The 15,280-nt window shown below is 67.6% G+C and carries 13 protein-coding genes and 1 tRNA gene; 6 read left to right on the top strand and 8 right to left on the bottom strand.

Annotated elements, in window-relative coordinates:
• Positions 1 to 131 precede the first annotated feature (131 nt).
• On the bottom strand, positions 132 to 1,832 hold the full coding sequence (locus tag FJ311_13160; GenBank protein MBM3952384.1) for a dihydroxy-acid dehydratase: 1,701 nt from the start codon (positions 1,830 to 1,832) through the stop codon (positions 132 to 134).
• Between the two features lie 164 nt (positions 1,833 to 1,996).
• Between FJ311_13160 and FJ311_13155 the strand changes: the two genes are divergently transcribed.
• The 5 genes from FJ311_13155 to FJ311_13135 all read left to right on the top strand — a co-directional run bounded on the left by FJ311_13155 (position 1,997) and on the right by FJ311_13135 (position 7,207).
• Positions 1,997 to 2,941 carry a 2-hydroxyacid dehydrogenase gene (locus FJ311_13155; protein MBM3952383.1) on the top strand — a complete coding sequence of 315 codons (945 nt, stop codon included), beginning with the start codon at positions 1,997 to 1,999 and terminating at the stop codon, positions 2,939 to 2,941.
• Positions 2,938 to 3,816, top strand: a complete 879-nt coding sequence (locus tag FJ311_13150) for a DMT family transporter (protein MBM3952382.1) — start codon at positions 2,938 to 2,940, stop codon at positions 3,814 to 3,816. Before FJ311_13155 ends, FJ311_13150 begins: the two co-directional genes overlap by 4 nt.
• Entirely contained in the window at positions 3,813 to 6,329 is a 2,517-nt protein-coding gene (gene hrpB, locus FJ311_13145) for an ATP-dependent helicase HrpB (GenBank protein MBM3952381.1), read from the top strand. Before FJ311_13150 ends, hrpB begins: the two co-directional genes overlap by 4 nt.
• A 62-nt stretch (positions 6,330 to 6,391) precedes the next feature.
• Positions 6,392 to 6,793, top strand: coding sequence for a hypothetical protein (locus FJ311_13140; protein ID MBM3952380.1), 402 nt, complete (start codon positions 6,392 to 6,394; stop codon positions 6,791 to 6,793).
• 21 nt (positions 6,794 to 6,814) lie between these two features.
• A complete protein-coding gene (locus FJ311_13135) occupies positions 6,815 to 7,207 on the top strand; it encodes a sel1 repeat family protein (protein MBM3952379.1) in 393 nt (130 codons plus the stop codon).
• A gap of 20 nt (positions 7,208 to 7,227) precedes the next feature.
• On the opposite strand, the gene xsc is transcribed toward FJ311_13135, so the two are convergent.
• The 4 genes from xsc to FJ311_13115 form a co-directional block, all read right to left on the bottom strand.
• Positions 7,228 to 9,003: a sulfoacetaldehyde acetyltransferase gene (gene xsc, locus FJ311_13130; protein MBM3952378.1), complete on the bottom strand. Its 1,776-nt coding sequence runs from the start codon at positions 9,001 to 9,003 to the stop codon at positions 7,228 to 7,230.
• 77 nt (positions 9,004 to 9,080) lie between these two features.
• The gene (locus FJ311_13125; protein MBM3952377.1) at positions 9,081 to 9,974 is read right to left on the bottom strand and encodes a hypothetical protein; all 894 of its coding nucleotides are present in this window, start codon (positions 9,972 to 9,974) and stop codon (positions 9,081 to 9,083) included.
• Between the two features lie 75 nt (positions 9,975 to 10,049).
• Positions 10,050 to 10,125 (bottom strand) — tRNA-Glu (locus FJ311_13120).
• 78 nt (positions 10,126 to 10,203) lie between these two features.
• Positions 10,204 to 11,016 carry a M67 family metallopeptidase gene (locus FJ311_13115; GenBank protein ID MBM3952376.1) on the bottom strand — a complete coding sequence of 271 codons (813 nt, stop codon included), beginning with the start codon at positions 11,014 to 11,016 and terminating at the stop codon, positions 10,204 to 10,206.
• Between FJ311_13115 and FJ311_13110 the strand changes: the two genes are divergently transcribed.
• Positions 10,992 to 12,017 carry an RluA family pseudouridine synthase gene (locus FJ311_13110; protein ID MBM3952375.1) on the top strand — a complete coding sequence of 342 codons (1,026 nt, stop codon included), beginning with the start codon at positions 10,992 to 10,994 and terminating at the stop codon, positions 12,015 to 12,017. The genes FJ311_13115 and FJ311_13110 overlap by 25 nt on opposite strands.
• 31 nt (positions 12,018 to 12,048) lie before the next feature.
• Here the strand turns inward: FJ311_13110 and FJ311_13105 are convergent, their stop codons facing one another.
• The 3 genes from FJ311_13105 to FJ311_13095 form a co-directional block, all read right to left on the bottom strand.
• Positions 12,049 to 12,585 (bottom strand): hypothetical protein, encoded by a 537-nt coding sequence (locus FJ311_13105; protein MBM3952374.1) that lies wholly within the window; start codon positions 12,583 to 12,585, stop codon positions 12,049 to 12,051.
• 21 nt (positions 12,586 to 12,606) lie between these two features.
• Positions 12,607 to 14,580 carry a protein kinase family protein gene (locus FJ311_13100; GenBank protein ID MBM3952373.1) on the bottom strand — a complete coding sequence of 658 codons (1,974 nt, stop codon included), beginning with the start codon at positions 14,578 to 14,580 and terminating at the stop codon, positions 12,607 to 12,609.
• Positions 14,581 to 14,792: 212 nt separating this feature from the next.
• Positions 14,793 to 15,280, bottom strand: a 488-nt coding sequence (locus FJ311_13095) for an adenylosuccinate synthase (protein MBM3952372.1), incomplete at its 5' end; no start/stop codon positions are given.

The raw sequence follows: 15,280 nt of genomic DNA, 5'->3' as shown, positions 1-15,280 counted from the left end.
GTCTCCAGGTACCACTTCCCCATGTACCTCAAGGAAATCGAGTTCCGTTTCAACCACCGGGGCGACAACACCTTCAGGCTCTTCCTGAAGGCCTTTTTTGGTTACGTTTCGCCCTAATTACCTTAGTTAAATCAAACGGGGATACGGCCCGTTGACGGACGTCGCGCGAGAAAATCGAAATCGCAACCTTGCGGCGCCTGCTGGACGCGATCGAGATAAAGACGCCGATAGCCGCGCGCCGCGTCCGCGGGCGCGGGCATCCGCGCGGCGCCTCGCCGCGCCAGTTCCGCCTCGGGAACGTCGAGGACGAGTTTCCGCTTCGGCACGTCGAGGTCGATGGCATCGCCGTCCTTGACCCACGCCAGCGGCCCGCCGACGGCGGCTTCGGGCGACGCGTGCAGCACGACGGTGCCGAACGCGGTGCCGCTCATGCGCGCGTCCGAAATCCGCACCATGTCCTTGACGCCTTTTTCGGCGAGCTTCTTCGGGATCGGCAGGTACCCGGCCTCGGGCATGCCGGGCGCGCCCTTGGGCCCGGCGTTGCGCAGCACCAGCACGCTCGCGGGCGTCACGTCGAGGTCCGGGGAATCGATCCGGCGGGCGAGGTCTTCGAGGGAATCGAACACCACCGCCGGGCCGCGATGGACGAGAAGCTCGGGCGTGGCCGCCGATTGCTTGATGATCGTGCCGTCGCCGGCGAGATTGCCGCCGAGAACCGCGATGGCGCCGCCGCGATGGATCGGGTTGTCGAGCGGGCGCACGACCTCCTGCGGCCAGGGGGCGGGCAGGCGGTCGATGTTCTCGCCGAGGGTGCGCCCGGTGACGGTGAGGCAGTCGAGGTGCAGCAGCGGCTTCAGCGCGCGCAGGACCGGCGCCATGCCGCCGGCGCGGTTGAGGTCGTCCATGTAGAACTGGCCGGTCGGCTTCAAATCGACCAGCACCGGCGTTTCCCGCCCCAGGCGGTCGAGCGCCGCGTAATCGACCTCGAAACCGAGCCGCCCGGCGATCGCCGCGAGGTGAATCACCGCGTTGGTCGAGCCGCCGATCGCGAGCAGAACACGCAACGCGTTGCTGAGCGCCTTGGCCGACATGATCCGGCCGGGCGTCAGTTTCTCCGCCGCGAGGCCCACCGCGCGCGCGCCGGCGGCTTCCGCGTGGCGCAGCCGGTCGGCATGCACCGCCGGGATGGCGGCGCCGCCCGGCAGCATCATGCCCATGGCCTCGGTCATGCAGGCGATCGTGCTGGCGGTGCCCATCACGCCGCAGGTACCGGCGGTGGGGGCTAGCGCGCCGGTGACTTCCTCGATTTCGTCCGCGTCGATGGCGCCCGCGCGGTAGCGCGCCCAGAACCGGCGGCAATCGGTGCAGGCGCCGACGCGCTCGCCCCGGTGGCTGCCGGGCAGCATCGGGCCGGTCGCGACCACGATCGCGGGCACGTCCGCGCTCGCCGCCGCCATCAGCTGGGCGGGAATGGTCTTGTCGCAGCCGCCGACCAGCACGGCGGCATCCATCGGCTGGGCGCGCAGCATTTCCTCGGTGTCCATCGCCATCAGGTTGCGGAGATACATGCTGGTCGGGTGGGCGAAGGATTCGTGGAGCGAAACGGTCGGAAACGGCATCGGCAGTCCGCCCGCCAGCATCACGCCGCGCTTCACCGCCTCGACGATCTCGGGCACGTTGGCGTGACAGGCGTTGTAGGCGCTGTACGTGTCGGCGATGGCGACGATCGGGCGCGAAAGCGCGTCGTCGGAATAGCCCATGGCCTTGATGAAGGCCTTGCGCAGATAGAGGGAAAAATTGGCGTCGCCGTAGCGGGTCAGGCCCCAGCGCATGCCCTTCGGTTCGTCGCTCACGGCGTCGGTTCCTTCTCCCGTCCGTCGTTAGATACCGAGCCCTCCCGAATTTGACCAGGGGGTCGGCGCGCCGCAACCGGTTCTGGTTTCGGCGGAGGCCATCAATTACCTTGCTGGGCGGCGGACAATCGGGGGGCGAAGCCGTGGCGGCGAAACCGAAAATCCTGGTGCAGGGCAAGTTCCCGGCCGCGTTCATTGCCGCGCTGGCGGCGCGCTTCGAGCTCACGCGTTACGACCCGGACGCTCCCGCCGCCGCCCGGGACTGGGACAAGGACATCCGCGGGCTGGTGAGCTGGGCGCGCTACGCGGTCACCGCCGACATGATGGACCGCCTGCCGCGCCTCGAAATCCTCGCCGGGTTCGGCGTCGGCTACGACCGCTTCGATCTTGCGGCGGCGAAAAAACGCGGCGTCGTCGTCACCAATACTCCCGACGTGCTGACCGAGGACGTGGCCGACCTGGCGATCGCATTGACGCTCGCGGTCCTGCGCCGGGTCGTCGCGCTCGACCGCTTCCTGCGCGCCGGACGCTGGGCGGCGGGGGAAGCCGCGCCGCTCGCGCGCAAGATGAGCGGCAAGCGGCTCGGCATCGTCGGCTTAGGAAGGATCGGGCGCGCGATCGCCAAGCGCGCGGAAGGTTTCGGGATGCCGATCGCCTACACCGGCCCGCGCGCCTACGCCGACGTGCCCTACCGCTACGTCGCCGATCTGATCGCGTTGGCGGAAGACAGCGAGGTCCTGATCGTCGCCTGCCGGGCCGATCCCGCGACCAAGGGCATGATCGACGCCCGGGTGCTGAAGGCGCTGGGGGCCAAGGGCATTCTCGTCAACATCGCGCGCGGCAGCGTGGTCGACGAGCCCGCGCTCGTCGCCGCCCTGAAGAACGGCACCCTCGGCGGCGCCGGCCTCGACGTCTACGCCGTCGAGCCGCGCGGCGCGCCGGAACTCAACGACCTCGACAACGTGGTGCTGCTGCCGCACGTCGCCAGCGCGACCGAGGAAACGCGCCAGGCGATGGCCGACCTGGTCGTCGCCAACCTGGAAGCCCATTTCGCCGGCCGCGCGGTGCTGACGCCGGTCGCCCCATGACCGCCGCAAGCGCCGGGGGCGGATGGCGGCGCGCGTTCGTTCTGGTCGCGACCGCGGTCCTGATGCTGAGCGTTCTCGATTCGGCGATGAAATACCTGGTCGCCAAATATCCGCTGCCGATGGTGGCGTGGTCGCGGTATTTCTTCCATTTCCTCACGTTCGGGCTGTGGATTCTCGTCGCCTACCGCTCGGCCGCGATACGCACCCGACGGCTTCCGTTGCAAACGGTGCGGGCGCTGCTGCTGGTGACCATGACCTTTCTGTTCGTGGCATCCCTCGATTGGCTGATGCTCGCGGACGCGACCGCCATCAACTTCCTCGCCCCGATCGTGGTCACGGCGCTGTCCGCGACCGTGCTCGGCGAAACCGTCGGTTGGCATCGCTGGCTCGCCGTCGCGGTCGGGTTCGTCGGCGTTCTCGTCATCGTTCGTCCGGGCGCGGACGTGGTCAATTGGGGCGCGCTGCTCGCGCTTGGCGCCACGTTCTTCTTCGCGCTTTACCAGATTGCGACCCGCGCGCTGGCCCCGACCGATCCGGCGGCGACGACCTTGTTCTACACCGCCCTGGTCGGCACCGTCGTGACGTCGCTGATGGTGCCGTTTTATTGGGCGACCCCGACGGCGGCGGACTTCGCGGTCATGGTCGTCGGCGGCGCGATGGGCGGCGGCGGGCATTATCTTCTCATCCACGCCTACCGGTACGCCGAAGCTTCCCTGATCGCGCCGCTGTTCTACGTTCAGATCGTGTTCGCGACCGCGCTCGGCTTCGCGCTGTTCGGCGAAATGCCAGATCTTTGGACATTCGTCGGCGCGGCGATGATCATCGCGGGCGGCCTTTGGATCTGGGCGCGGGAGCGCCGCGCGGCGCGGACATGACGGCGCTGCCGATCGACGCGCTGCTGCCCGCCATCCAGGACGCGCTCGCGCGCGAGGGCGGCCTGGTGGTGCGGGCGCCGCCCGGCGCGGGCAAGACGACGCGGATTCCGCTCGCGCTTCTCGGCGAAACGTGGCTGGCCGGGCGCCGGATCGTGATGCTGGAGCCGCGCCGGCTCGCCGCCCGCCTGGCGGCGGCGCGCATGGCGGCGATGCTCGGCGAGGACGTGGGCGGGACCGTCGGCTATCGCATCCGTTTCGATTCCCGCATCGGCGCGCGTACCCGGATCGAGGTGGTGACCGAAGGCGTGCTGACGCGGATGCTGCGCGACGATCCGTCGTTGGCGGCGTTCGGGCTGGCGATTTTCGACGAGTTCCATGAACGCAGCCTGCACGCCGACCTCGGCCTCGCGCTGGCGCTCGAATCGCGCGCCGCCTTGCGGCCGGATCTTCGGCTTCTGGTGATGTCGGCGACGCTGGCGACGGCGCCGGTCGCCAAGTTGCTGGGGGGCGCCCCGATCGTCGCCGCCGAAGGGCGCGCATGGCCGGTCGAGACCCGCTGGCTCGGGCGGCCGTCCGCGCGCCTCGAGGACGCGGTCGCCCGCGCGGTTCGGAAGGCGCTGGCCGACGAGCCCGGCGACATTCTCGTCTTTCTTCCCGGCGCGGCGGAAATCCGCCGGGTCGAATCGGCGTTGCGCGACAATCACGCCCGCGCCGGTATCCGCGTCCTGCCGTTATTGGGCGAACTGCCGCAAGCCGAGCAGGAGCGCGCGCTTCGCCCGTCGGCGGCGGGCGAACGCAAGGTGGTGCTGGCGACCGCGATCGCCGAAACCAGCCTGACCATCGAAGGGGTGCGGGTGGTGATCGACGGCGGCCTGATGCGCCGGGCGCGGTTCGACGCCGCGAGCGGCATGGGCCGGCTGGTGACCGTGCCGGTCAGCCGCGCCGCCGCCGACCAGCGCCGCGGCCGCGCCGGCCGGCTCGGGCCCGGCGTCTGTTACCGTCTGTGGTCGGAAGCCGAGGATCGCGCCCTCGTGCCCGATACGCCGCCCGAAATTCTGGACGCCGACCTGGCGCCGCTCGCCCTCGACCTCGCGGTCTGGGGTACGGCCGATCCCAACGAACTCTCCTGGCTCGATCCGCCGCCGCAGGCCGCTTGGCGCGAGGCGCGCGGGCTTCTGGTTCGCCTGGGCGCACTCGACGACGGCGGCCGTCTCACCGACCACGGCCGGGCGATGGCCGCGCTGGCGCTGCATCCCCGGCTCGCGCACATGATCGCGCGCGCGCGCGACTTGGGAATGGCGGGGCTCGCCTGCGATCTCGCCGCGCTGCTCGGCGAGCGCGATCTCTTCCGCTCCCGGGACAAGGCGCGCGACACGGATATCCGCCATCGGCTGGCGGCGTTGCGCGGGGGCGAACGGCCGCCGCCCGGCCTGGAGATCGATCGCGGCGCGCTGCAACGCGCGCGCGCGGCGGCGGGCGAATGGCGCCGTCGCTTGAAGATCGAAGCGGACGGAAGCGATCCCGACGCCGCCGGACTCCTGATCGCGCTCGCCTATCCCGACCGTATCGCCCGGCGAAGAGAGACGGGCAAGCTCGCCTACCTCCTCGCCAACGGCAAGGGCGCGGCGTTCGGCGGGCCCGATCCGCTGGCCAAGGAAGAATGGTTGGCGCTGGCCGAGGTCGGCGGCGGTGGCGGCGCCGAAGGCCGGATTTTCCTCGCGGCGCCGCTGACCCTCGCCGAAATCGAGGAACATTTCGCCGATCAGATCCGCGACCAAGACGACGTGCGCTGGGACGACCGCGCCGAGACGGTCGTCGCGCGCCGCGCGCGCCGGCTGGGCGCGCTGGTCCTGGAGGAGCGTCCGCTCGCCGACGACGCCTCGGATGCGGTGCGCGCGGCGATGATCGACGGCGTTCGCCGCATGGGCCTCGATGTCCTGCCGTGGACGCCGGAAACCCGCGCGCTCTGCCGCCGGGTCGCGTTCATGGCCGGGCTCGAAGAAGCCGACGCCTGGCCCGGCATGAACGAGGCCGCGCTGCTCGCCGATATCGAGCATTGGCTCGCGCCTTATCTCGGCGGCATGACGCGCCGCGCCCAGCTCGCGAAACTCGATCTCGACGGCGCGCTCAAGGCGCGCATCGGTTGGGAGCGCCTGAAACGCCTCGATATCGAAGCACCGACGCACATGACGGTGCCGAGCGGCTCGCGCGTCCCGCTCGACTATTCCGGCGAGGCGCCCGCCCTCGACGTGCGCATTCAGGAAATGTTCGGCCTCGCCGATACGCCGCGCGTCGCGGGCGGGCGCGTGCCGGTGCTGCTGCGCCTGCTGTCGCCGGCGCGACGGCCGGTCCAGGTTACCCGCGATCTCGCCGGATTCTGGGCCAATTCCTACCGCGCGGTGCGGGCCGACCTGCGCGGGCGCTATCCCAAGCATCCGTGGCCGGACGACCCGCTCGCCGCGCCGCCGACCGCGCGCGCCAAGCCCCGTTCCAAGCCGAGTTCACGCACCTGACTCACGAAAGCCTGGATCGCGCGGCCGTTGTCGTGCGAATCTGGGGACGGATGGGAAAAACCATGATCGCCCGCGCCGCGGTATTGATCGGCGTTATCCTGCTCGCGCCTGCGGGCGCGGCGGCGTTTTCCGACGAGGACTTCTGCCGCGCCATGCAGGCGCGCGCGCAAACCGAGAATATCCGCAAGCCGTCCTGGGTCGACCGCGAAATGCGCGACGACGGCGTGACGGTGCTGTGCGTGCAGCGCACCATCGAATTCCGGCGATTTTTCAACATCCACCCGACCGGGATCGGTAGCGACTGGGAACGGCGCTTGGCGGCGGACTGGAACCGCCGGCAATGCCGCGAACCGTGGATCGAGGCGATCCGAGGCGGCTGGCGGCTGGTCGAGATCACCCGCTTCCCCAAATCGAACGCGTATCCGCACGGCCAGGAGCTGCGCGCGGTCGCGGAGTGCCGGTAGGGCGCAACCGGGGGACCGACCATGAAGGCGATGTTCCGGTTGATCCTGGTCGCGGCGACCGCGTGGGGCGCGCCGCCGGCCGCCGCCGAAACGCCGGAGGAAGGCCGCGACTGGCATCGCCCGGACGATTACGCGCGCGCCGCGGAATATTTTTTGGCGCTCGCCTGCCGGGGCAACGGCGCCGCGCAGGAATCCCTCGCCGCGATGTACGCCGAGGGGCGCGGTGTGCCCGGGGACCCAGTGCGCGCGCACCGTTGGTTGTCGCTCGCGCTTGAAGGCGCCGAAGGGGACGCGGCGACCCGGCGCCGCGCCCGGCTGGCCGAGATCGAAACGCGCATGACCCCGGCCGAGATCGCCGAAGCGCGCGCGCGCCCGGCCACGGCGGCGTGCCCGCCGGCAAAGGACAGCGCCTAGGGCGCGGTCCTAACCCGGGCTCAGGCGCCGCGCTGCGGGCGCATGTCGGTCCTGGAAATGCCGGCGACGACCACCGGTTTCTTCATGGCGTCGCGCCGGAACGGCTCGCCCAGTTCCTGGTTGAGGATCACCTCGATGAAGGTGGTGATCCGCCTGGCCTGGGCGGCGCACGCCTCGCGCAGCGCCTCGGTCAACTCGGCCTGGGTCGTCACCGTGACGCCCTTGAGGCCGCAGCCCTGGGCGACGCGCGCGTAGGACAGGTTGGGGTCGAGTTCCGTGCCGACGAAATTGTCGTCGTACCACAGCGTGGTGTTGCGCTTTTCCGCGCCCCATTGATAGTTGCGGAAGATCACCATGGTGATGCCCGGCCATTCCTTGCGGCCGATCGAGCTCATCTCGTTCATCGAGATGCCGAAGGCACCGTCGCCGGCGAAGCCGACGCAGGGGACGTCGGGGTTGCCGATCTTGGCGCCGATGATCGAGGGAAAGCCGTAGCCGCAGGGCCCGAACAGGCCGGGCGCCAAGTACTTCCGGCCCTGCTCGAAGCTCGGGTAGGCGTTGCCGATGGCGCAGTTATTGCCGATGTCGGAGGAAATGATGGCGTTTTTGGGAAGGCCGGCCTGGATCGCGCGCCACGCCTGGCGCGGCGACATGCGGTCGGGTTCGCGCCGGCGCGCGCGCTCGTTCCAGGTGGTGCCGGGATCGTCGTCCTCGTGATCCATGCTGGAAAGCGTCTGCAGCCAGGCCGACTTCTTGGTGTGGATGAACGCCTTGCGTTCCTCGCGCCCCGCGTTGCCGGCGCCGGGCGCCAGCTGGGCCAGGATTTGGCGGGCCACCTGCTTGGTGTCGCCGCAAATCCCGATCGTCACCGGCTTGGTCAGGCCGATGCGGTCGGGATTGATGTCGACCTGGATGATTTTCGCCGTCTTCGGCCAATAGTCGATGCCGTAGCACGGCAGCGTCGAAAACGGATTGAGGCGGGTGCCGAGGGCCAGCACCACGTCGGCCTTGGCGATGATCTCCATCGCCGCCTTGGAGCCGTCGTAGCCGAGCGACCCGCACGCCAGCCGGTGCGAGCCGGGAAAGCTGTCGTTGTGCTGGTAGTTGGAGCAGACCGGCGCGTCGAGCTTTTCGGCGAGCGCGACCACGTCCGCGATCGCGCCGCCGAGCACCACCCCGGCGCCGGAGAGGATGGCGGGGAATTTCGCTTCCGACAGAAGCCGGGCCGCTTCCCTGATGGCGTTGGCGCCGCCCGGGGGCAGCTCGAACTCGATGATCGCCGGCAGCGCGATGTCGATCACCTGGGTCCAGTAGTCGCGCGGGATGTTGATCTGCGCCGGCGCCGACAGCCGTTTCGCCTTGGAGATGACGCGGTTGAGCACCTCGGCGACGCGGGTCGGATCGCGCACTTCCTCCTGGTAGCAGACCATGTCGCGGAACAGCGCCATCTGCTCGACTTCCTGGAAGCCGCCCTGGCCGATGGTCTTGTTGGCCGCCTGCGGCGTGACCAGCAGCATCGGCGTGTGGTTCCAGTACGCGGTCTTGATGGCGGTGACGAACCCGGTGACTCCCGGGCCGTTTTGGGCGATGGCCATGGCCATCTTGCCGGTCGACCGGGTGTAGCCGTCGCAAATCAGGCCGCCGTTGGTTTCGTGCGCGACATCCCAGAACGTGATCCCCGCCTTGGGAAACAGGTCCGAAATCGGCATGAAGGCCGAACCGATGATGCCGAAGGCATGTTCGATGCCGTGCATCTGCAATACTTTCACGAACGCTTCTTCGGTCGTCATCTTCATGGGAGTCGCCTTTGTCGGTTAAAGCCCGGGAGGAGGGGATTCATAGACCAATCGCCGCCGGGTTAGAAGCCTTGTTGTCAGAGGGCCGGTTTTTTGAATGAATAACCGAATAAAGCGTACCTATGAGAGAAAGAGGATAAAGCGCCCCAGGTTGGGGCGGCTTCCATCGACCATCCGACAAGAATCGCCAGCAACGGCTTGGCTCGCCATAAACCCGGCTCCAGGGAGTTTTGATAGCCCGCGGAACTCGTGAAAGAATTGCTCGGTATGAGCGATACGGCCACGAGACACGCGAACGAAAATATCGTGACGGTGGGTCGAATTCTCTTCTTCCAGATATCCACGACGGAAGAAATCAATTGCGAAAGATTGAAAAGCGCAAAAAAGGTGGACAAGCCGATCGCGATCGGGGGAACGATCAAATTCTTGTACGCGTTTTCCAGGACATTTTTGGGAACAAGCGCCGGTTCGACGGCGGCGGTGTTGTTGACCATCCAGCTGTTTAGCTGTTTTTCGCGATTGTCGGCATGAAGCGCGGCCGCGGGGAAAAGGGCCATCATGGTTTTTTTCTCGAACCCCTTTATCGGCCGACTGAGAATGGGTTCGTTTTCGAGCGTGAGGAGCTTTTCTTCGCTGGCAGCCTTGGCGACGATGGAAAGTACCACCGCGGCTTTTTTATCGTCGACGCTGGCCGAGGACACAAGATAATCCGTCAGCTCCCGCTGTATATGCCACATGGCCGTCATCCCGAGCGCCAAACAAACGATCATTCGAAAATAATGGCTGGTCCCGATGCGGGAAGTCCATCGGAACAAAATAAGCCCCAGGCCAACGCCTGAAATAATTCGCCCCCAGAACTCCAAACCCGAAAGAATTTCGTCGTTGACCGTCTCCGAAGAGACGTTGGCGAGCTGGTGGTTGAAACCGAGCTCGACAATCAGATAAAGCGCGGGCACAAGAATGCCGAACACCCACGCTCTGTAGGAAGGGCTTGTACCCATCGGTGCGGATTTTCGATCGAGGGTTACGGATACTTTTGATTGAAATGGCGTCCCCAAGGGGATTCGAACCCCTGTTACCGCCGTGAGAGGGCGGTGTCCTGGGCCACTAGACGATGGGGACCCGGCCGTCGGCGAAGGCCCGTAGCATTACGGGAAAGGCCGGTGTCTGGCAAGGTTCGGCGCTGTCCGCCGATGGTGCTCAAGGCTCCGGCGCGATATCGACCGCGACGAAGTCGGCGCCGTCCGGCGCGACCGCGAACGCCCGCGTCGGTCCCGCCTTGCCGCGCGCGACCGAGGTGATCACCCACACCAATTCGGGCTCGTACGCCTGCGCCAGGTCCTGGGCCGAGGGCAACGGCGGATGGTCGGGGTGCGAGTGGTAATGGCCGACGATCGACGTCCCGGTGCCTTCGAGTTCGCGCATCAACCGGAAGCGCACGGCCGGATCCACCTCGAACGTTTCGCGTCGGTCGGTGGCGGCGACGTTGGCGCTGGCGCGGAGCGCGGTCACCGTCACGCCGTCGCCGTCGCGCCGTCCGGCGAGCAGGCCGCAGGCCTCTTCGGGATAGGCGGCTTCGCCCGCGCGCTCGATGGCGGCGAGGATCGCGCGCGGCATGACCAAAACCGAAGGCGCGGTCATGGCCGGGAAGGGGCGGGATCGATGGTGCCGAGAATCCGCCCGCTGGCCGCGTGCACCACGAACACCCGGTCGCAGCCGCCGGACCCGCCGGGGACGGCCGGTCCCTGGGCGTGGATGACGATGGTTTCGCCCGTCGCCGCGACCGATTTGATCGAACAGCCGGCGGACAGGCCGAGGTCGAGGGCTCCGAAGCCGACTCCCGCCGGAGCGGCGTTGGCGTCCGGCGCCTTCATCCGGGTGAAAACCCCATAGGCGAGCAGGCCGGCGGCGGCCACAATCAGGACGCCGAGACCGATGACGAGCGCCGTTAATATACGCATGGCATGATGGGCGGCCGGCCGACGCACATGACGGAAACAGGTTCCCGGACATACACCGTAACGATCCCCGCGGGCAAGGCGGGGGTGCGGCTGGACCGCGCGCTCGCCGACCAATTGCCCGGGATTTCGCGCACCCGCATCCAGGCGTTGATCGAAGACGGCTGCGTTCAAATCGGGAATGGCGCCAAGGACAAGAGGCGCGTCAGCGCCAAGACCAAACCCCGCCCCGGCGAAACCTACGTGGTCGTCGTGCCCGCCGCGCGCCCGCCGAAACCCGAAGCGCAGGCGATGGATCTCCGCATCCTGCACGAGGACGACGACGTGATCGTGCTGGAAAAGCCGGTCGGCCTGGTCGTTCATCCCGCGCCGGGCAATCCCGACCGCACCCTGGTCAACGCCCTGATCGCCCATTGCGGTCCGCGGCTCTCCGGCGTCGGCGGCGTGGCGCGCCCCGGCATCGTCCATCGCCTCGACAAGGACACCAGCGGGTTGATGGTGGTGGCGAAAACCGATCGGGCCCACCGCGCATTGACCGAACAGCTCGCGGCGCGAACCCTCACGCGCGTTTATCGCGCCCTGGTCTGGGGCATTCCGGCCAAGCGCGAAGGAATGATCGCCGGCAACATCGGCCGCGATCCGGCCAACCGCAAGAGAATGGCGGTCATCAAGAGAGGCGGCAAGCCGGCGCTGACCCGCTACCAGGTGGTGAAAGCGATCGCGGGCGCGATCGGCGTGGTCGAATGCCGGCTCGCCACCGGCCGCACCCATCAGATCCGCGTGCACATGGCGGCGCTCGGCCATCCGCTGGTCGGGGACGCGCTGTACGGCGGAGGGCCGACCGAACATCGCCTGGCGCAACTGCCGCGTGCCCTCGCGGTCCGGATCGCGCAGTGGCGCGGTCAGGCGCTGCACGCCTGTTCGCTCGCGTTCGCCCACCCGGCCGACGGTCGGATCGTGACGTTCAATTCTTTCGCATTATGCCGGTTTAGAGATTTTTTCGCCAAACACGCATCAAGCCGCAAACGGTCCGGGGCCGAAGCGCCACGACCATGAGACGAATCGCGTTCGCCGAGCCAAGCCGCGATCAGGATTTTTGCTCGGGCTCTTCGGCGCGGGCGATGCTCTCGCCCCATTCGTCGATGATCTTGCGCTGCGTTTCGCGCAGCACGGCGATGCGACGCTGGGAAATCACCATGAAAATGGACGCGACGAACGCGGGAACGGTCATGTAGATCATCAGCCCGAATCCGGCCGCGCCGTACATCACGGCCAGCGCGAACACGTCGACCACGATGTTCAGGGCGTTTTCGAGGCTTTGCGACTTGGACCAGAGCTTGACCAGGTAGGGCAGCACGCCGGCGAAATTCAGCGACGCGATGGTCGCCGCGCTGAGCTTCCGCGGGTTGCGATCGACGACCAGGGCGATGAGAGTCGGCACCATTCCCACGAGGACGACGATCATCGAAGGCAGTATCCACGGCAACAACAACGCGACGATGACCGTGAACCAGAGAATCCGCCCGGACGTCTTGCGCGACGACGCGGGCGCCGGCGGGGGCGCGGCCGACGGCTTCGTGGCGGCGCGGCCGCGCGCGGCACCGGATGTCGCTTTCTTGGCCATGATGCCCGTCTATCCCCGATGTCACGCCAGCGCGATGAACGTCACGATGATCAGGAAGCCGATGACCATGGCGATGGCCGCGGCGGTCTGCTGGCCCTTGAGCATGGCGCCTTTCGCGCCTTGCGATTCCGATCCCTCGATCTTGAGAATTTCGGCGCTGGCGGCGGCGAATTCGGCCTTCGCGGCGGTGTAGCCTTCGTGATCGCGCCGGCGTTTTTCGGCGTTGTCGATGAGATCGAACAATTCCGGCAGGCTGCCTTGGCGCACCAGGCGCGGCAAATCGCGCTCGATGTCCCGCCGCGTCGTCCGGCTGTGATAGGTGTTGATCGCCGGCCCGAGCAGGCCGCCGATCCACCCGGAAAGCCCGAGCACGCCTTCGAGCTTCAACCGCCACTGGACCACGGCCAGCAGGCTGAGCATGCCGATCAGGGACGTTTCCAGCCGCGGCGAGGCCATGGCCTTGAGATGGGGCTCGATGTCCTGCTCGAAGCGGGCCGCGATGAACGCGGCGATATGCCGGTCCACCGGGCGGGTCTTGGGATCGGTTCGGCTGGCGGCACGGTCCAACGCCGGCAGCAGATCGTCGATCTGGGATACGTATTCCTCGGCGACGAGCGGGCTTTGGCAGGGCATGGCGGGATTGAGTTCGTATAGGCAACGCTCGATGCCGAAGCCCGGATCGTTGTTTTGCAGGTATCCCCTGATTTCGGTGTACGTCTTGATGGCGAACGGGGCGTCCGGGCCGAAATTCGCGGGATGATTGAACCAAAGAACCGGATATTCCCGCACAATCGTCTCGGCCGCCGCTTGCAGATCGCCGTTGCGCATCGTTTCGACCGCAAGGGCGGAACCGAAACCGTCGGGCATATAGGAAAACCCGCGGTGGCGGATCGGTCCCCTGGGATCGAGGCACATGGCGACGCGCGTGACGACGCCGTCGTCGTTGTTGGCCGGGGCGTTGGGATTGGCCTTCGCCATGTCCAGAATCTGCTTGATCCGGTCGGCCATGTCGGTCTCGCCGAGGGCGCGCCGGACCCAATTTTCGATATCCTGGGTCCGCATCATCTTGGCGGCTTCGGCGGGGTGTTGGGTCATGCTGCGCGCGATGGTGCGCGCGGTGACGTGCGCCTTGCCGGCGAAGGGGAAGGTCACTTCGGTTTTGACGATGGGCCGGCGCTGCGACGAGGGAATTTTCTGCCCGTCCTGCCAGCGGTCGAACTGCTCGAGGCTCCACCGTTCCTCGATGTCGTCGTTGAGCATGCCGCGCAACGGCTCGATCAAGGATGCGACCACGCGGGCGTTGCCGATCAGGGCGGCGAAAGATCCAAGCTCGATTTTGGCGTTGAGAATGTCGTTCTCGTTCATCTTGGGGAGAAACGACGATCCGAGCAGGATGGCCAGGATCGTCGCGCCCAACGCATAGACGTCGTCGCGGATTTCGCCCTCGCCGCGCCCCCCCGGCCCCGCGAGGCCCCGCTCGATCGACTCGAACGCAACCGGCTGGTCGAATCCCGGCGGCGAGGTGATGCAATCTCCGAGGACGAGGTCCTGGCGCGCCTCGTCCATGAAATACATGTTTTCCGGTCGGATTTGACGGTGGGAGATGCCTCGGCTGGCCAGGCTGTGCAGAGCCGCGACGATCGGCGCGATCACGCGCTTGGCGATTTCGTATTCGGAGATGCTAAGCGCGCCGGAGGCGAGCAATTGGGACACGCGCCCGCCCATCGGCTGTTCGTAGATCGCGGCCATGCACATGCGTCCGAGCGGGGGCCAGAACACCGGACCGAAATCGATCAGGCTCAAAAGCCCGCGGGATCGAACGCCCTTGAGCGCTTCCATGGTGCCGGCGCGCACCGGCATGCCCGGCGTGCAGATCAGCGCAAACAGCTTGACGCCGGGATCGCGGCGATCCTCGGTTTCGAAGGCCTTGGCCGACGGTGAATCCAATGCGGGCAGCGGAGCGCCGGCGCGAATGGTGAAACGATCGCGCAGCACCGCAAAATCAAGCCCGGCCCGGGAAGGGGTTCCCGGGCGTGCGACCGCTACAGCTTCTGCCATCCGGCCATGCCCTTCCAGGAATTCTGGGGCGGATACTAGCGGATTCCGATCAACGGCGCTTCAGAAATCGGGGATCGGCGCCGCCCCAACCATGGTTAATCCGGCGGCAACCCGGGCGCTCGCGGCGGTTTTTCGCCTTATCGGGCGCGTCAGTCGGCGAAGGGGTCGTGCACCAGAATGGTGTCTTCGCGTTCCGGGCTGGTGGACAGAAGAGCGACCGGGGCGCCGATGATTTCCTCGATGCGGCGGATGTACTTGATCGCGGTCGCCGGCAAGTCCGCCCACGACCGCGCGCCGTGCGTGCTCGCGTCCCAGCCTTCCAGCGTCTCGTAGACCGGCTCGACGCGGGCTTGGCGCGTGACCGAGGCCGGCAGATGGTCGAGCGTTTGGCCGTCGAGACGGTATCCGACGCAGACGTTGAGCATTTTCAGCCCGTCGAGAACGTCGAGCTTGGTCAGCGCGATGCCATGGATGCCGTTGACGCGGATCGCCTGGCGCACGAGCACGGCGTCGAACCAGCCGCAGCGCCGCGGGCGGCCGGTAACGGTTCCGAATTCGCGTCCGCGTTCGCCGAGCGTCCGCCCGATCTCGTCGGTCAGCTCGGTCGGGAACGGCCCGCTGCCGACACGGGTGGTAT

This window comes from Rhodospirillales bacterium (assembly GCA_016872535.1).
Lineage (GTDB): Bacteria > Pseudomonadota > Alphaproteobacteria > Rhodospirillales > 2-12-FULL-67-15 > 2-12-FULL-67-15.
This window is presented reverse-complemented; position numbering and strand designations above follow the sequence as displayed.